Origin of the sequence: Paenibacillus sp. FSL H7-0350 (assembly GCF_038593195.1) — a bacterium.
Classification (GTDB): domain Bacteria; phylum Bacillota; class Bacilli; order Paenibacillales; family Paenibacillaceae; genus Paenibacillus_AQ.
In genome coordinates, this window is record NZ_CP151972.1 from 5,183,114 (window position 1) to 5,200,553 (window position 17,440).

Genomic DNA, 17,440 nt, shown 5'->3' on the forward strand with positions numbered 1-17,440 from the left:
GATTATATTGTTGAAGAGGTGATAAATGGTGTCCGGTGTATTCAATCGAGTGTACAAGTCCCTCCGTAGCCAGCCCTGGCCGGTGCTGCTGTTCCTGCTTGGGGCAATGGTCCGTATTCTATACATAACTTCTATTCCACCAGGACTGAATCAGGACGAAGCCTCTATCGGCTATGATGCCTACTCCATTCTGCATTACGGGATGGACCGGAATGGTGTTCATCTGCCGATTCATCTAATCGCCTGGGGCAGCGGGCAGAATGCGCTCTATGCCTACTTGTCCATGCCGTTCATTCTGTTGTTCGGACTAACGCCGTTGTCTGTAAGGGCGCTTAGCCTAATCATGGGACTACTGGGCATGCTGTTGTTCTATCTCATTATGAAAAGACTGTCGGCCTCGCCTGGGGCCGGGACCGCTGCTATGTTCTTTATCGCCATTAATCCGTGGCATATTATGATGTCCAGGTGGGCGCTGGAATCGAATCTGTTTCCTACGATGATTTTGATAGCCGTATACTTTCTGCTGCGCGCCTTTACGAATCCAAAATGGCTGTATGCCTTTACCGGCATGCTGGCCCTCTCGCTGTATGCTTATGGAACAGCGTACTTTTTCGTTCCGCTATTTGCACTCGGTACGGCAATTCTTCTATTATATAGCAAGGTCCTGCGGCCCCGTGCCTTGGCCTGGAATTCTGTATGGTTTGCGGCACTGGCGCTGCCTATATTACTATTTATTATCATTAACCGCTACGCCATGCAGGATATAGCTACTCCGCTATTCACGATTCCGAAGCTTACGACGCCGCGCGTGGAGGAGATTTCGTCCGTATTCAGCGGAAGGCTGTGGCAGGCGGCTACGGATAACCTTAGTGCCTTCAGCAAGCTGATGTGGAGCGGGAGCGACGGCTTGGCCTGGAACTCCATCTCTCCTTACGGATATGCGTACCCGCTGGCGTTGCCTTTTGCACTGCTCGGCCTGGTCGTTCTCCTGCATTCCTGGTGGACAAGCCGGCGGGAGAAGGAGGGCGCTGGTAGGGGAGTCCTGCTGCTCTGGCTCTTGGTGGCGGTACTTATGGCGCTGATTACAACTGTGAATATTAACCGGATTAATATTATTTTTTATCCGTTCATTATGCTGGTAAGCACCGGATTCGTCTGGCTGGCAGGCAGAGTCAAGGGCGTAGCCATCCTGGCCGCGGCCGGATTCGCCGTGATGTTTATTTTATTCTCCAATGCGTATTTCCGCGATTTCCCTGAGCAAATCGGTCCAGCCTTCTACGAATCCTTGGGGGAGGCTGTCGAGTATGCTTCGGAACATAGCACCGGTGAAGTCTATCTTACGAATCAGGTGAATATGCCTTATATTTATGTACTGTTCTATGAGCAGATCAATCCGCATGATTTCCTGAAGTCCGTTCAGTATGCCAATCCAGGAGAAGCCTTTCAGCGGGTTTCTTCCTTTGGAAGATACAGGTTTGATGATTTGAACAGGGTGCCTGCGAATGCCGCATATATCTATGCGAATACTGCTGCGCCGCCTGCGGCAAGTGCCGGATCTACAGTGAAGCGCTTTGCCAACTACAGCGTACTGCTCACCAGTGAACAGAATGGCGGGTCTCAAGACACACCCAGGACTGCTGTAGGTGAATTTGTGAACGGAGGATTTGAGGAAGGGACAACAGGCTGGTCCTTTTCTGCGGGAACGGGAGTTGCTGGCAACAACCCCTTCGCCGGGAGTAAGCTGGCATATCTTGATCCCGGAGCGGAGACCATCGTTTCGCAGAGTTTTACCGCAACAGCCGGTGAGTACAGACTGACCGTTATGGCTAGTAGCGGCGGCAGCGGCGGGAAGATCGGCATTCGGGCAGCCGGTAAGGTGCTTGCAGAGACAGAGCTGCCTGCGGCGGAAGCCTATCAACAGGTCACACTTCCTGCGGTCACTCTGGAGCAGGGGATACAGGCGGAAGTATACATAACCGGCGGTAATGGCTGGATTAACATTGACGAGGTGAGGGTAGAACGATGACCAAAAATGTACGTGCAGCGGCAACCGTTATATTAATGCTCTTCTTATTTATTCTTCCTGCAACAAGTATTTATGCCGAAGGGAATTTATTGCAGAACCCGGGCTTTGAAGAAGGGGAAGAGGGGGCACCGGCAGGCTGGAGCAAGGACATGTGGATTGCCGGAGATGCGGCAGGCTCCATATCCGTTCAGTCCGAAGAGGTTCATTCCGGCGGCAAAGCGGCGGTGATTGAGAATCTGGAGCCCAATCACCTGAAGTGGGTGCAGACCGTTACCGTTGTGCCGGATAGCTACTACAGAATCTCTGGATATGTCAAAATAGCCAGCACCGTAGGCGGGGGAATCGGGGCCAACATCTTCCCGGTAGGCATTGGGGGCGGTTATCCCGCTACCAGCGATACCGGCGGTGAATGGCAGCGTCTGGAGTTCATCGGCCAGACCGGCAAGGAACAGACCGAGGTCGGAATCGGCGCTGCGCTCGGCGGCTATGCCAATCTGGTTCAGGGCAAGGCCTATTTCGATGATCTGTCCGTAGAGAAGCTGGATACAGTGCCGGAGGGATCGAATATAATCTCACTGGACAGCGGAGCCCAGGCTCCCCCGGCAGATGCGGATGGCGGAAGCAAGCCGGAGGAAGTGCCGCATAAAGTATCGCCGGCCAAGCTGCTGCTGCTTTCCGGAGTATTCTGCCTGTTCTTTGCTTTTTTGTACACAAGAGCCTTCCGCAGTGAGCGTCTGTTGAGACAGGAGGATGTAATCTACACCCGCTGGCTGTACGTTTTGTTTGGAGCGGCATTCATCCTGCGGATCTGGATCGGCCTTACGGCACAGGGCTACAAGAATGATATGAACACCTTCATGGCCTGGGGTCAGCGCCTGACCGACCTTGGACCGGGCAAATTCTATGAGGAAGGTTATTTCGCCGATTACCCGCCGGGGTACTTATATGTGCTATACCTGCTTAGCCTGCTGCGCGGATTATTTAATTTTGCGGGCGGATCAGGTGCCGAGACGGTTCTCTTCAAGCTGCCCGCGATTCTCTCTGATCTGGTGCTTGGCTGGATGATCTATAAGAGTGCGCGAACCAGGCTTGGCTCCGGGCTGGCCATGGGGCTGATGATGCTGTTTCTGTTCAATCCAGCTGTGCTGATGGATTCGGCAGCCTGGGGACAGGCAGATTCGTTTTTCCTCATCTTCCTGCTGCTCAGTATAATAGGGGTTGTCGATAAGCGCTTTGTACGTGCAGCGATCTTCTTTGCCGTCGCTACATTGATCAAGCCGCAGGCGCTGATTTTCACACCTGTGCTGCTGTTCGCCTTCTATCATCACCGGGCCTGGAAGCAGCTTGCGCTGGGCGCCCTATACGGACTGGGGATCTTTCTTGTCCTCGCAGCTCCGTTTTTCTGGAATAACGGCGGTTTTGCGGGCTTGATTAACCTCTACAAAAGTACACTGTCCTCCTATCCGTATTCCACAGTGAATGCGTTCAATCTGTATGCCTTGACTGACCCGATGTGGTCGGCGCTGGATGTGACCTGGCTCGGCATTCCTTACCGTATATGGGGCTTTATTTTCATCCTGGCGGCAGTTGCACTTGCTGCATATTATTCTTTCAATACTAAGGACCGTAAGGATCTCTCCAAGTCCTACTTCATCGCTATGGTGCTGATCACGATTGTCTTCGTATTCGGTACCAAGATGCATGAGCGTTACTTGTATCCGGTATTGATCCTGTCCTTATTCGCCTTCATAGAGAGCCGGGACCGGCGGTTCCTGACCCTGTTTCTCGGGTTCTCCCTGACCCAGTACATCAATGTTGGTTATACACTGGCGTACCTGAATACCGGCGGAAATCCACCGGCCGACGGTATTGTTCTGGTTACAGCTATTACCACTATCATTCTTGCGATATATCTGCTCTATATTGGATACGATGTGTATATCCGCCGAACTGCGAAGTTTTTGCCTGAACCGGTTACTCCCAAGGAGTCCTATGCAGCAGATCTGCTGCTTGCAGAAGGCATCAAGCCGCTTGCCCCTGCTGGGCGGCGTTCTCCGCTGAAGCTGAAGCGCAGAGACTGGGTCTGGATGCTCGGTATCACCGCGTTGTACGGAGCGCTTGCCCTCTATCATCTGGGTGATAACAAGGCGCCTGAGACTCTGTGGGAGCCGGCGGCCAGCGGCGAGAGCTTCTATGTGGATCTGGGGCAGGCCCGTCAGCTTGAGCGGGTCAATGTGTTCGGCGGTGTCGGAACAGGGAAGTTTCAGCTGGAATTCAGCCAGACCCCTGATAATTGGAGCAGTCCGCTTGAGGTAAGCGAGGATGTCGGCAATGTCTTCATCTGGAAAAGCCAGCCGCTTAACGTATCTGCAAGATATGTCAAGCTCTCGGTTACTTCTCCAGGCTTCACCCTCAATGAGATGGCCTTCTATGAGCAGGGGGCACCGAAGGTTCCTCTGACCATAGCAAGCGTAACACCTGATTCGGGAGCAGCAGCTAAAAGAGGAACGCCGGCCAATCTGTTCGACGAGCAGTCCGTCATACCGGAGAACTCTAATTTCATGAACAGTACGTATTTTGATGAGATCTATCATGCCCGCACGGCTTATGAGCATTATCATAATATTGTGCCTTATGAGAACACGCACCCGCCGCTTGGCAAGCTGCTGATCGGGATAGGAATGGAGCTGTTCGGCGTCAATCCGTTCGGGTGGCGGATCATAGGCACCTTGTTCGGGATTGCGATGCTGCCGCTGATCTATATTATGGCTATGCGGTTGTTCCGTAAGACTACCTATGCTGCACTGGCAACAGGATTGTTCGCACTGGACTTCATGCATTTCACCCAGACGCGGATTTCGACCATCGATGTATATGGTGTATTCTTCATTATGCTGATGTTCTATTTCATGCAGCGGTATTTCACGATGAATTTCTACCGTGTTCCGCTGCGGACCACACTGGTTCCGCTGTTCTGGTCCGGCCTGTTCTTCGGCATCGGGGTTGCTTCGAAGTGGATCGTGATTTACGGCGGCGCGGGACTTGCTATTATGCTTGCGCTGGTACTCTTTGAACGCTACAGGGAATACAAGGCTGCCGGACGTCTATTGGCTGAAGGCAAGCTGAGCGGGCAGGAGCTCAAAGCCGCCTGCAGGAATGCAGATCAGTCCTTCTGGAAGAATACAGTGATCACCTTGGCTAGCTGTATAGGATTCTTCATTGTCATTCCAGGGATCGTATATAGTTTGTCCTTCATTCCTTCACTGTCTGCGTCGGCAGAGGGCTTCACCGTTAAGGGGCTGATTGATGCCCAGAAGAATATGTACAACTATCACAGCCAGCTTGTAGCAACACATCCGTTCGCCTCCTCCTGGTGGGAGTGGCCGTTCATGAAGCGTCCCGTGTGGTTCTTCAGCGGCGGCGAAGGCTTACCCGCAGGCAAGACGAGCAGCATAGTAACGATGGGCAATCCGCTGATCTGGTGGACAGGAATCTTCGCGATGCTGGCTGCCGTATGGTTCACTGTGAAGCGCCGGGACAAGAACCTGTACATGATCTGGATCGGCTTCTTCTCACAATATGTTCCCTGGATGCTTGTGCCGCGTGAGACGTTCCTGTACCATTACTTTGCGATGGTGCCGTTTATGATTCTATCCATTGTGTACATCCTGAAGCTGCTTGACAGCAGGTTCCAGGGTGCCAGATACCTGCGGTACGCCTATGTTGCGGCCGCCGCCATCCTGTTTGTAATGTTCTATCCGGTATTATCCGGCATGCAGGTGAACAGCAGTTATATCATTCAAGTACTTCGCTGGTTCCCTTCCTGGGTATTCTAGGAGGGGAGCTGTAAGAGCCGTATAGTTGTTCAAAGCTGATGTTGATGAGGTGCATCAAGGAAGCTGTGGCTTACAATAAATTTAGGAGGAACCCTTGTGAAGGCCAGATATAGTGTAATTGTCCCCATGTATAATGAGGAGGAAGTCATTCAGGTAACCTACGAGCGGCTCAAAAAAGTAATGGATGAGTGCGGGGATACCTATGAGCTCGTGTTCGTCAATGACGGCAGCCGGGACCGTACGGCTGAGATTATACGCGGAATCAGTAATGCGGATGAGCATGTCAAGCTGATTGACTTCTCCCGTAACTTCGGCCACCAGGTGGCGATTACAGCGGGCATGGATTATGCTGAAGGTCAGGCTGTTGTGGTGATTGACGCAGATCTCCAGGACCCGCCGGAGGTCATCCTGCAGATGATCGCCAAGTGGAAGGAAGGCTATGAGGTAGTCTATGCCAAGCGGCTGAAGCGCCACGGAGAGACCTTCTTCAAGAAGGTGACAGCCAAAATCTTTTACCGTCTGCTCAGCAGCATGACCAGTGTGGAGATTCCCACAGATACCGGGGACTTCCGGCTGATCGACCGTAAGGTCTGCGATGTGCTGCGCGGCCTGAAGGAGAAGAACCGTTATGTGCGGGGGCTGGTGAGCTGGGTTGGCTTCCGGCAGACCATGGTGGAATATGTGCGGGAGGAACGCTTCGCCGGGGAGACAAAATATCCGCTCAAAAAAATGATCCGCTTTGCGCTCGACGGAATCACCTCCTTCTCGCATAAGCCGCTCAAAATCGCCTCCTATGTCGGCTTCTTCCTGTCCTTCTCCAGCTTCATTTACCTGTTCCTGGTTTTATTCCAGAAGGTTTTCACCTCCTGGACCGTGCCGGGCTGGGCATCCATTGTGGGAGTTAACCTGCTGTTTAACGGCATTGTGCTGATGCTGCTGGGCGTCATTGGGGAATACATCGGACGGATCTATGACGAATCGAAGGATAGACCACTCTATATCGTAAGCGAGACCAGAGGCTACCCGGAGACAGAGGCTGAAGACACCCGGAAGGAAAGCGATTATGCAAGATAAGGCTTGGCGCGCAGGCATGATCCAGTTTCTGAAATTTAATGCGGTGGGCCTGCTTAATACATTCATAGATTTTGCGGTATTTACCCTGCTGCATTCCCTGGGGATGCTTAACACCCCCGCACAGATTATTTCCTACAGCGCCGGGACGGCCAACAGCTTTTTCTGGAATAAGAAGGTGACCTTTAAGGGAAGGGACAGAGGCGGGAATGGCGGCTTTGACCGGATGCAGCTGGTGAGATTTATTGTGCTGAATCTGCTGGTACTGGGCATTTCGGTGCTGCTGATTCATCTTCTGACTGACCGGCTGGGGATACAGGTGCTACTGGCCAAGGTGCTGGTTACCTTCATAACAGTGATCATTAATTTCTTTGGAAGCCGGAAATGGGTATTCTAAAGAGACAGTATATATTCCCCGTATCCTGCGGGGCTGCAGTTATTCTATATTGCGGAGGCGATTGTCATGCGGAAGTTATCCTATTTGATTATACTTGCCGGGGTCCTGATTATGCTCTACCCCAAAGGAAGCGAATGGTACGAGGACCGTCAACAGCAGAAGCTGCTGGAAGAGGCCGAACAGGCTTATAGTGAAATCGTTCCTTCGGCTACGGCTCCTGCCAGCCAGGATCTGAGCAAGCCTTATGCGGAAGTCACCCAGCTGCTCGCGGAAGAGTCTGGTGCGGAAGAGCCGGTGCCCACTGCAGCGCCCGAGATTGAAGTTGGAGGGAAGATCACTGCCATTATTGAAATCGACAAAATCGATCTGAAGCTGCCTGTTCTGGAGGGCGCCACCAAGACCAATATGAAGCATGCTGCGGCGCATATGAAGGAGACAGCTCCGATTGGCGCGGTAGGCAATGCAGCAATTGCGGCACACCGCTCAAGAACGGCAGGGCGGCTGTTCAACAGACTGGATGAGGTCGGTAATGGGGACACCATTACTGTTATTACAAGCGGCCAGGAATACAAGTATGTTGTATATGATGTATCTATTGTAGAGCCTACCGATATTTCGGTACTGAAGGGAAATGATAATGATAAGATTCTGACCCTCATTACCTGTGATCCGCTTGTCAACCCGACCCACAGACTCATCATTCATGCGAAGCTCACCTGAATCTATCAGAACAAGGCGATAAAGGTCGAAAAAACATAAAATTTTAGTATATTTGTGGTGGAATCTAGCAATTTGGGTCTTGCTAATAGAGATGTGTATGGTAAAATAGAACTATCAAAAGCTAATGCACGATAACGGCAAACCTATCGAAAGGTAGGGACGCAAAGCTAGAGGGCCTTCCCGTCATGGATGGCAGCCAGCTACCGAATGAAGAGGCTTTTTTTGTTTGTTTTAATTCAGAATCTGTCATTATGTGGTAGTAGATTAGACAGATAAAGCTTATACGATAACGGCAAACCTATCGAAAGGTAGGGACGCAAAGCTAAAGGGCCTTCCCGTCATGGATGGCAGCCAGCTACCGAAAGGGGTTTTATCCATGAAAAAGTTTTATTTAATGCTAATTACACTTTTTGTAATCGTCACTTCCGTGCAGACAGGCACTGCTCAAGCTGCTAATGCAGATTCAAGCTGGTTAAATGTTGGACAACTTGATCAAGGGGTTATCGGGGTTTCGTACGATGTTCCTAAGGACAAGAAGATGAAGCTCATGATTACCAAGGACAATAACAGCTATACTTACAACTTATACACCTCCAAGCCGAACGAGACGTTCCCGCTGCAACAAGGAAACGGCTCTTACAAGGTATCCGTTCTTGAGAATACTACGGGCAACAAATACAAAGTACTATCTTCCGAGACTGTCTCTCTTTCAATGAGCAATGTGAATGCCGTATATTTGAGCTCTGTGCAGAATGTTAAGTGGAGTTCTTCCGATAAATCCGTTCAAAAGGCAGCCCAGCTTACAAAGGGTCTGACCACAGATGCAGACAAAGTTAAGGCTATCTACAATTACATCGTAGCTAACGTGAAATATGACTACTCTCTGGCTAACAGCGTAAGCACAGATTATATTCCGAACAACGATAACACGCTGGCTACCAACAAAGGGATCTGCTACGATTACGCATCCTTGTTCGCTACTATGCTCCGCAGTGAAGGTATTCCAACCAAATTGGTTATGGGAAATACAAGCTATGTAACTTCATACCATGCCTGGAACGAAGTGTTCCTGAACGGCAAATGGGTAACGATTGATACTACAGTCGATGCAGGTCTGGGCAAGAACACAGTATCAACAGAACTGGTCAAAGCAGCAAGCAAATACACTGCAGCGAAATTCTACTAAGAATAGCTGTGAACTATAGCATTACCTGAGAATAACCCGCTTAATCATTAAGCGGGTTATTTTTATTTATATAAAGGTTGCTTTTTAATAGAAGGATAGGTTATTATAAGTAAGCGTTGTTGGAGCGGCAAAGGAAATGAGAGATTACTTAAATAAGTAATTTCAAAAATAAAGCTTGCATTGCTCGGATGAACGTGATATATTATAAGAGTTGCTGGTGACGCGGTAAGCGGCGCTGACAACGAGCTTGATCTTTGAAAACTGAACAACGAGTGAGTATCTGGAGATCGCTTCGGTGAGATCCAAATTAGAGAATGTAAATTCTCGTCAGATGTTTCAAAATGAGCAATCGCTCTTTCTAAATACCAATTTGGAGAGTTTGATCCTGGCTCAGGACGAACGCTGGCGGCGTGCCTAATACATGCAAGTCGAGCGGAGTCTGAAAGGAAGCTTGCTTCCTTTCAGACTTAGCGGCGGACGGGTGAGTAACACGTAGGCAACCTGCCCTCAAGCCTGGGATAACTACCGGAAACGGTAGCTAATACCGGATAATTTCTTTTTTCTCCTGAGGAGAGAATGAAAGGCGGAGCAATCTGCTGCTTGGGGATGGGCCTGCGGCGCATTAGCTAGTTGGTGGGGTAATGGCCCACCAAGGCGACGATGCGTAGCCGACCTGAGAGGGTGAACGGCCACACTGGGACTGAGACACGGCCCAGACTCCTACGGGAGGCAGCAGTAGGGAATCTTCCGCAATGGGCGCAAGCCTGACGGAGCAACGCCGCGTGAGTGATGAAGGTTTTCGGATCGTAAAGCTCTGTTGCCAGGGAAGAACGTCCGGTAGAGTAACTGCTGCCGGAGTGACGGTACCTGAGAAGAAAGCCCCGGCTAACTACGTGCCAGCAGCCGCGGTAATACGTAGGGGGCAAGCGTTGTCCGGAATTATTGGGCGTAAAGCGCGCGCAGGCGGTTATTTAAGTCTGGTGTTTAAACCTTGGGCTCAACCTGAGGTCGCACTGGAAACTGGGTGACTTGAGTACAGAAGAGGAAAGTGGAATTCCACGTGTAGCGGTGAAATGCGTAGATATGTGGAGGAACACCAGTGGCGAAGGCGACTTTCTGGGCTGTAACTGACGCTGAGGCGCGAAAGCGTGGGGAGCAAACAGGATTAGATACCCTGGTAGTCCACGCCGTAAACGATGAGTGCTAGGTGTTAGGGGTTTCGATACCCTTGGTGCCGAAGTTAACACAGTAAGCACTCCGCCTGGGGAGTACGGTCGCAAGACTGAAACTCAAAGGAATTGACGGGGACCCGCACAAGCAGTGGAGTATGTGGTTTAATTCGAAGCAACGCGAAGAACCTTACCAGGTCTTGACATCCAACTAACGAAGCAGAGATGCATCAGGTGCCCTTCGGGGAAAGTTGAGACAGGTGGTGCATGGTTGTCGTCAGCTCGTGTCGTGAGATGTTGGGTTAAGTCCCGCAACGAGCGCAACCCTTGACTTTAGTTGCCAGCAGGTTAAGCTGGGCACTCTAGAGTGACTGCCGGTGACAAACCGGAGGAAGGTGGGGATGACGTCAAATCATCATGCCCCTTATGACCTGGGCTACACACGTACTACAATGGCCGGTACAACGGGAAGCGAAGCCGCGAGGTGGAGCCAATCCCAGCAAAGCCGGTCTCAGTTCGGATTGCAGGCTGCAACTCGCCTGCATGAAGTCGGAATTGCTAGTAATCGCGGATCAGCATGCCGCGGTGAATACGTTCCCGGGTCTTGTACACACCGCCCGTCACACCACGAGAGTTTACAACACCCGAAGTCGGTGGGGTAACCCGCAAGGGAGCCAGCCGCCGAAGGTGGGGTAGATGATTGGGGTGAAGTCGTAACAAGGTAGCCGTATCGGAAGGTGCGGCTGGATCACCTCCTTTCTATGGAGAATCGTCTTCTGCAATGAAGACATTCAAATCGGAAGCTTTGCTTCCACCAATCAGGTTTAGGCCTGTTACTCACTCGTTGGTCAGTTTTGAGAGTTTAAGCTCTCATCTTTACCTTGATCCTTGAAAACTGGATACCGAAACGAATTTGCGTTTTAGAACATCTTTTAGCTGAAACTTGTGTAAGCAAGTTGAAATAGTTATTAGTTGCTACAAAGTGAAGGTTTTTGATTGTGCAAACAAGCAAAACACCGGAACGTTGGTTAAGCTACTAAGAGCACACGGAGGATGCCTAGGCGCCAGGAGCCGACGAAGGACGTGGCGAACAACGAAACTGCCTCGGGGAGCTGTAAGCAAGCTTTGATCCGGGGGTGTCCGAATGGGGAAACCCAGCTGTGGTAATTCGCAGTTACTCGTATCTGAATACATAGGATACGCAGAGGCAGACCAGGGGAACTGAAACATCTAAGTACCCTGAGGAAGAGAAAACAATAGTGATTCCGTCAGTAGCGGCGAGCGAACGCGGAACAGCCTAAACCAAGGGGCTTGCCTCTTGGGGTTGTGGGACGTCTCACATGGAGTTACAAAGGAATATGGTAGGCGAAGAGGTCTGGAAAGGCCCGCGATAGAGGTAAAAGCCCTGTAGCCTAAACTGTGTTCTCTCCGAGACGGATCCCGAGTAGTGCGGGGCACGTGAAACCCCGTATGAATCCAGCAGGACCATCTGCTAAGGCTAAATACTACCTGGCGACCGATAGTGAAACAGTACCGTGAGGGAAAGGTGAAAAGCACCCCGGAAGGGGAGTGAAATAGAACCTGAAACCGTGTGCTTACAAAAAGTCAGAGCCCTCTTTATGGGTGATGGCGTGCCTTTTGTAGAATGAACCGGCGAGTTACGTTTAACATGCAAGGTTAAGGTGAGAAGCCGGAGCCGCAGCGAAAGCGAGTCTGAATAGGGCGACTGAGTATGTGGACGTAGACCCGAAACCGTGTGATCTACCCCTGTCCAGGGTGAAGGTGCGGTAACACGCACTGGAGGCCCGAACCCACGCATGTTGAAAAATGCGGGGATGAGGTGGGGGTAGCGGAGAAATTCCAATCGAACTCGGAGATAGCTGGTTCTCCCCGAAATAGCTTTAGGGCTAGCCTCGGTGAATGGAGTGGTGGAGGTAGAGCACTGATTGGGTGCGGGGCCCGCAAGGGTTACCAAGCTCAGTCAAACTCCGAATGCCATTAACTTCTTGCCGGGAGTCAGACAGTGAGTGCTAAGATCCATTGTCAAAAGGGAAACAGCCCAGACCATCAGCTAAGGTCCCCAAGTGTGTGTTAAGTGGGAAAGGATGTGGAGTTGCACAGACAACCAGGATGTTGGCTTAGAAGCAGCCACCATTGAAAGAGTGCGTAATAGCTCACTGGTCGAGTGACTCTGCGCCGAAAATGTAACGGGGCTAAACACACCACCGAAGCTATGGCTAGATGCTTTGCATCTGGGGTAGGGGAGCGTTGTATGTGGGTTGAAGGTGTACCGTAAGGAGCGCTGGACAGCATACAAGTGAGAATGCCGGTATGAGTAACGAAAAGATCAGTGAGAATCTGATCCGCCGAAAGCCCAAGGTTTCCTGAGGAAGGCTCGTCCGCTCAGGGTAAGTCGGGACCTAAGGCGAGGCCGAAAGGCGTAGTCGAAGGACAACAGTTTGAAATTACTGTACCACCGTAATCCGCTATGAGCGATGGGGTGACGCAGGAGGGTAGTGACGCGGACTGATGGATGTCCGTCTAAGCAGTGAGGCTGGTGTGTAGGCAAATCCGCACACTATTAAGGCCAGGCTGTGATGGGGAGCGAAAATTATAGTAGCGAAGGTCATGATCTCACACTGCCAAGAAAAGCCTCTAGCCAGGAGAAGGTGCCCGTACCGCAAACCGACACAGGTAGGCGAGAAGAGAATTCTAAGGCGCGCGGAAGAACTCTCGTTAAGGAACTCGGCAAAATGACCTCGTAACTTCGGGAGAAGAGGTGCCTCGGTAGGGTGAATAGCCCGAGGGGGCCGCAGTGAAAAGGCCCAAGCGACTGTTTAGCAAAAACACAGGTCTGTGCGAAGCCGTAAGGCGAAGTATACGGGCTGACGCCTGCCCGGTGCTGGAAGGTTAAGGGGAGTGGTTAGGAGCAATCCGAAGCTGTGAACCGAAGCCCCAGTAAACGGCGGCCGTAACTATAACGGTCCTAAGGTAGCGAAATTCCTTGTCAGGTAAATTCTGACCCGCACGAATGGCGTAACGACTTGGGCGCTGTCTCAACGAGAGATCCGGTGAAATTTTAATACCTGTGAAGATGCAGGTTACCCGCGACAAGACGGAAAGACCCCATGGAGCTTTACTGCAGCTTGATATTGAATTTGGGTACGATCTGTACAGGATAGGTGGGAGCCGTTGAGGCAGGAGCGCAAGCTTCTGCGGAGGCGCCGTTGGGATACCACCCTGATCGTATCTAGGTTCTAACCTAGTACCGTAACCCGGTACGGGGACCGTGTCAGGCGGGCAGTTTGACTGGGGCGGTCGCCTCCTAAAGAGTAACGGAGGCGTTCAAAGGTTCCCTCAGAATGGTTGGAAATCATTCGCAGAGTGCAAAGGCATAAGGGAGCTTGACTGCGAGACCTACAAGTCGAGCAGGGACGAAAGTCGGACTTAGTGATCCGGTGGTACCGCATGGAAGGGCCATCGCTCAACGGATAAAAGCTACCCTGGGGATAACAGGCTTATCTCCCCCAAGAGTCCACATCGACGGGGAGGTTTGGCACCTCGATGTCGGCTCATCGCATCCTGGGGCTGAAGTAGGTCCCAAGGGTTGGGCTGTTCGCCCATTAAAGCGGTACGCGAGCTGGGTTCAGAACGTCGTGAGACAGTTCGGTCCCTATCTGTCGTGGGCGCAGGAAATTTGAGAGGAGCTGTCCTTAGTACGAGAGGACCGGGATGGACGTACCGCTGGTGCATCAGTTGTTCCGCCAGGAGCATGGCTGAGTAGCTACGTACGGACGGGATAAGCGCTGAAAGCATCTAAGCGTGAAGCCCCCCTCAAGATGAGATTTCCCAGTATGTAAGACCCCTTGAAGACGACGAGGTAGATAGGTTGGAGGTGGAAGTGCAGCAATGCATGGAGCTGACCAATACTAATCGGTCGAGGGCTTATCCAAATTTCTATCACGCAGATTCGTTTCGGATTCAGTTTTCAGGAATCAATTCCTGAACGCAACGAAATTCATTCACACATTCGTGATGAACCGAATTTCTAGCGGCAGCGTCTGTTTCACAGACGCATGTTTGGTGGCGATAGCGGAGGGGTTCCACACGTACCCATCCCGAACACGACCGTTAAGCCCTCCAGCGCCGATGGTACTTGGACCGAAGGGTCCTGGGAGAGTAGGACGTTGCCAAGCACGCAAGACCACTGTTGATACCTCGACAGTGGTCTTTTTGTATTTTCGGGGAAGTGTGTGGACAGCTTGTGAGTAGAATTCAGGTATTCTTACAAGTGGAGCATAGTTATACACATGTGGATAGATTTAGTTTTTTTGATACTTCTCCCCAAATGATGTGGATATCCGGTAGAATAATGTGGATAGGCACGGAAAATTGGGGATAGTTAGACGAAGGAGCCGAAAGTTATGGACAAGCACAGCAGCTTTTTGTGGACAGAGCAGTTCAGGGTTCAGGCAAGTGACACGGATTACCGGTCAAGGGGCAAGCTCTCCTTTCTGCTGGATATCATGCAGCGTGCTGCGGATTCGGCTGTAAGCAGTCTTGGGCTAAGTATGGAGAGTATGCTTAAGGCGGGAATGGGTTGGATGGTTATCACCCTTGATCTGAATCTGCAGCGTCTGCCGTCCCCGAGTGAGCTTCTTGATGTACACACCTGGAGTAAAGGAAACAAAGGACCGCTCTGGCAGCGGGATTACCGGATTTATGATGCCCAAGGTGTAGAACTAGCTTCGGCGCGATCGATCTGGGCGCTTGTGGATATCGGCAAACGAAAGATTTTGCGTCCGTCAGCCTTGCCTATTGTTGTCGAGCCATATGTAGAGGATTCCGTAGGCAGTCTGCCGGATAAAGTAATCATTCCACCAGAACTTCCCTTGCAGGAGGCCTACCGTTATCAGGTAAGATATAGCGGGCTGGATAACAACAAACATCTTAACAATGCGCGGTATGCAGATTTATGCTGTGATGCTCTGGCGCTGGAGGAGTGGGAGGAGTTAGAGCTTACGGGGCTCCATATTACCTATGCCCAGGAAGCCAAGTATGGTGAGGAGATTAGTGTTATGCGTTCTTCTCTGACTGAAGAAGGGGTATATGTGCGCGGTCAAGGCGGGGGACGAATCTTTTTTGAAGCTTGCCTGAAGCTTAGAAGATAGATAGATGTCTGAGAGAGACTTACATAATGTTAAATCTAGACAGTTGCTCGGATTTCAGGGGAACTGTCTTTTGTCATATTTGCTACTTTCTTATATGTCACAAATACACAATTGATAATCGTTATACAGGTGTAAAAGGAAAATGGAGGTGATTTCTTTGGAGCAAGGCAACCCCGGGGGCCCACCTGAATCCAAAAAGATTGAAGAAGCTATTCATCAGGTACACGCAGGTGACAGGCAAGCTTTTACAACAATAATTACGGAATATGAAAGAAAGATTTACACGTATTGCTACTATCTCCTAAGAAACCGTGAAGAAGCAGAGGACGCTGTGCAGGATATATTCGTGAAGGTATATCAGCAGCTTAGGCGTTATGAGAAGCGGGTTTCTTTTTCGGCTTGGCTATATAAGGTGGCTTATCATCATTGCCTGGACCAGCTACGCAGGCGTAAGCGCCGCAGCCGGTTGCTGTCCCTTTATAAGCTGCAGTTGATGACGCATCAACAAGCGTTGCCGGAGGAGCCGCCGGTAGACCGGATTTTGGAAAAACTCACTTCGGAAGAGCGGGGGCTATTAATCCTTCGTGTCATTGAACAATACAGCTTCGAAGAGATCTCAATGATTACCGGAAGCAGTTCGCCGGCATTGCGCAAAAAATATGAACGGCTCCGTAAAAAACTGATTCAGCAAAAAGCGGATGAAGGGAGAGAATGTGCTCATGGAGAAATGGCAGAATCAAACTGAGAAGCAAATGCTGGAACATATTCGCAGCAGTGTCGGAAGAGTGGAGTTTCCTGTTGATAGCTATAATGAGCAGATTATGAACCGGATCGAACATTTGGAGACCAGAGGAGGAAGCAAATTGCTTAAGAAGACGTTAGCAGCCGCAAGTATAGCTGCAGTGATAGGATTAGGTACGATAACTGCAGGATTCATCTCCCCGGCCTGGGCCGATACTTTGAGTCAGCTCCCCGTGTTCAACAGTATATTCAAGCATACGGAGAACCCAGGTTTGAAGTTGGCGGCGGAACAGGGGCTGACCACTTCACCTAACATGAGCGTGACCAAAGATGGAGTGACGTTAAGTGTTACAGAGGTATTTTATGACGGGATTCAACTGGCTATTGGATTTGAAAGGGCTGGAGTAGCGGATGAGCGGATGCTGGCGGAGATTACTGATTATAAAACCCATGAATTCGATCAATCGACGAAAGGCCTGCTGGGGTTGCCTGAAGTTACCCTGGAATCTGGTGAGCGTATGGGCTTCGGTTCTTCTTCTACAGGCGACGTACAGGGGCAACCCAATACCCTTTTATTGGAAATGAGAGAATTGTGGAATACATCAGCTCTCGGAGATGAATTCAAGGTAAATATCAGTGTGCCGGTTGCCCAAATCGCCGAGCCCTTTAAGTTCCAGGTGACGGTGAAGAAGCTTGCGGAGGGGATCATCAATCTTACTCCGGGTCAGGGGGCAAGCAAAGACTCCTTCCATTATAAAGTAAAGAGTCTGGACATCACGCCTGCTGCGATGAGGCTGGTCGTCACCAGCGAAGGAGAGGTGCCTGCATCGCCGGAGCAGACAGGGGAATATGGTCCAACGGAGGTATTCTATGAGCTTGTGGATGATGCCGGTAATGTTATTGGTCCAAAGGGTCTCGGATATGCCATGATGAAGGCGGTTCAGCATCCTATTGTGGATAGCCTGTACAATACCTTCCCGCAAAAACCCAAGACGATTACGGTCAGACCGTATACAATGACTCTGGATAATGAGCCGAAACTCTTGTTGGATGCCGATGGGAAACCGGTAAAAACTTATATGAAGGAGCTTGAAACAACGATACAAATTCCTTGAATTTCAGA

At 50.8% G+C, this 17,440-nt stretch carries 9 protein-coding genes, 3 rRNA genes and 2 riboswitches; all 12 genes read left to right on the top strand.

The window, feature by feature from the left end:
• The first annotated feature begins 49 nt into the window (after positions 1 to 49).
• Positions 50 to 2,026, top strand: coding sequence for a hypothetical protein (locus NYE24_RS23655; protein WP_342476801.1), 1,977 nt, complete (start codon positions 50 to 52; stop codon positions 2,024 to 2,026).
• Positions 2,023 to 5,862, top strand: a complete 3,840-nt coding sequence (locus tag NYE24_RS23660) for a glycosyltransferase family 39 protein (RefSeq protein ID WP_342476802.1) — start codon at positions 2,023 to 2,025, stop codon at positions 5,860 to 5,862. Before NYE24_RS23655 ends, NYE24_RS23660 begins: the two co-directional genes overlap by 4 nt.
• Before the next feature lie 96 nt (positions 5,863 to 5,958).
• Complete coding sequence (locus NYE24_RS23665; protein WP_036696899.1) at positions 5,959 to 6,936, top strand: glycosyltransferase family 2 protein; 978 nt, start codon at positions 5,959 to 5,961, stop codon at positions 6,934 to 6,936.
• Positions 6,926 to 7,330, top strand: coding sequence for a GtrA family protein (locus NYE24_RS23670; RefSeq protein WP_036696898.1), 405 nt, complete (start codon positions 6,926 to 6,928; stop codon positions 7,328 to 7,330). The genes NYE24_RS23665 and NYE24_RS23670 overlap by 11 nt, the downstream gene beginning before the upstream one ends.
• Before the next feature lie 66 nt (positions 7,331 to 7,396).
• Complete coding sequence (locus NYE24_RS23675) at positions 7,397 to 8,050, top strand: class D sortase (RefSeq protein ID WP_036696896.1); 654 nt, start codon at positions 7,397 to 7,399, stop codon at positions 8,048 to 8,050.
• Positions 8,051 to 8,176: 126 nt separating this feature from the next.
• Positions 8,177 to 8,258, top strand: a riboswitch (cyclic di-GMP riboswitch).
• A 73-nt stretch (positions 8,259 to 8,331) separates the two neighbouring features.
• A riboswitch (cyclic di-GMP riboswitch) is annotated at positions 8,332 to 8,413 on the top strand.
• 13 nt (positions 8,414 to 8,426) lie between these two features.
• Positions 8,427 to 9,236, top strand: coding sequence for a transglutaminase-like domain-containing protein (locus NYE24_RS23680; RefSeq protein ID WP_036696894.1), 810 nt, complete (start codon positions 8,427 to 8,429; stop codon positions 9,234 to 9,236).
• Positions 9,237 to 9,603: 367 nt separating this feature from the next.
• Positions 9,604 to 11,164, top strand: a 16S ribosomal RNA gene (locus tag NYE24_RS23685).
• 267 nt (positions 11,165 to 11,431) lie between these two features.
• A 23S ribosomal RNA gene (locus tag NYE24_RS23690) occupies positions 11,432 to 14,358 on the top strand.
• A gap of 126 nt (positions 14,359 to 14,484) precedes the next feature.
• Positions 14,485 to 14,601: ribosomal RNA gene (rrf, locus tag NYE24_RS23695) — 5S ribosomal RNA — on the top strand.
• The 16S, 23S and 5S rRNA genes sit together here, the layout of an rRNA operon.
• A gap of 228 nt (positions 14,602 to 14,829) precedes the next feature.
• Positions 14,830 to 15,576, top strand: a complete 747-nt coding sequence (locus tag NYE24_RS23700) for an acyl-ACP thioesterase domain-containing protein (RefSeq protein ID WP_036693321.1) — start codon at positions 14,830 to 14,832, stop codon at positions 15,574 to 15,576.
• A gap of 142 nt (positions 15,577 to 15,718) precedes the next feature.
• Entirely contained in the window at positions 15,719 to 16,321 is a 603-nt protein-coding gene (locus tag NYE24_RS23705) for an RNA polymerase sigma factor (protein WP_342476803.1), read from the top strand.
• Positions 16,296 to 17,432 carry a DUF4179 domain-containing protein gene (locus NYE24_RS23710; protein ID WP_036693317.1) on the top strand — a complete coding sequence of 379 codons (1,137 nt, stop codon included), beginning with the start codon at positions 16,296 to 16,298 and terminating at the stop codon, positions 17,430 to 17,432. The genes NYE24_RS23705 and NYE24_RS23710 overlap by 26 nt, the downstream gene beginning before the upstream one ends.
• The last annotated feature ends 8 nt before the right edge of the window (positions 17,433 to 17,440 follow it).

Bases quoted from the DNA above. Each gene is read 5' to 3' on its own strand.
- NYE24_RS23660 (WP_342476802.1), top strand. From the start codon at position 2,023: ATGACCAAAAATGTACGTGCAGCGGCAACCGTTATATTAATGCTCTTC.
- NYE24_RS23670 (WP_036696898.1), top strand. From the start codon at position 6,926: ATGCAAGATAAGGCTTGGCGCGCAGGCATGATCCAGTTTCTGAAATTT.
- NYE24_RS23675 (WP_036696896.1), top strand. From the start codon at position 7,397: ATGCGGAAGTTATCCTATTTGATTATACTTGCCGGGGTCCTGATTATG.
- NYE24_RS23680 (WP_036696894.1), top strand. From the start codon at position 8,427: ATGAAAAAGTTTTATTTAATGCTAATTACACTTTTTGTAATCGTCACT.
- NYE24_RS23700 (WP_036693321.1), top strand. From the start codon at position 14,830: ATGGACAAGCACAGCAGCTTTTTGTGGACAGAGCAGTTCAGGGTTCAG.
- NYE24_RS23705 (WP_342476803.1), top strand. From the start codon at position 15,719: ATGGAGGTGATTTCTTTGGAGCAAGGCAACCCCGGGGGCCCACCTGAA.
- NYE24_RS23710 (WP_036693317.1), top strand. From the start codon at position 16,296: ATGGAGAAATGGCAGAATCAAACTGAGAAGCAAATGCTGGAACATATT.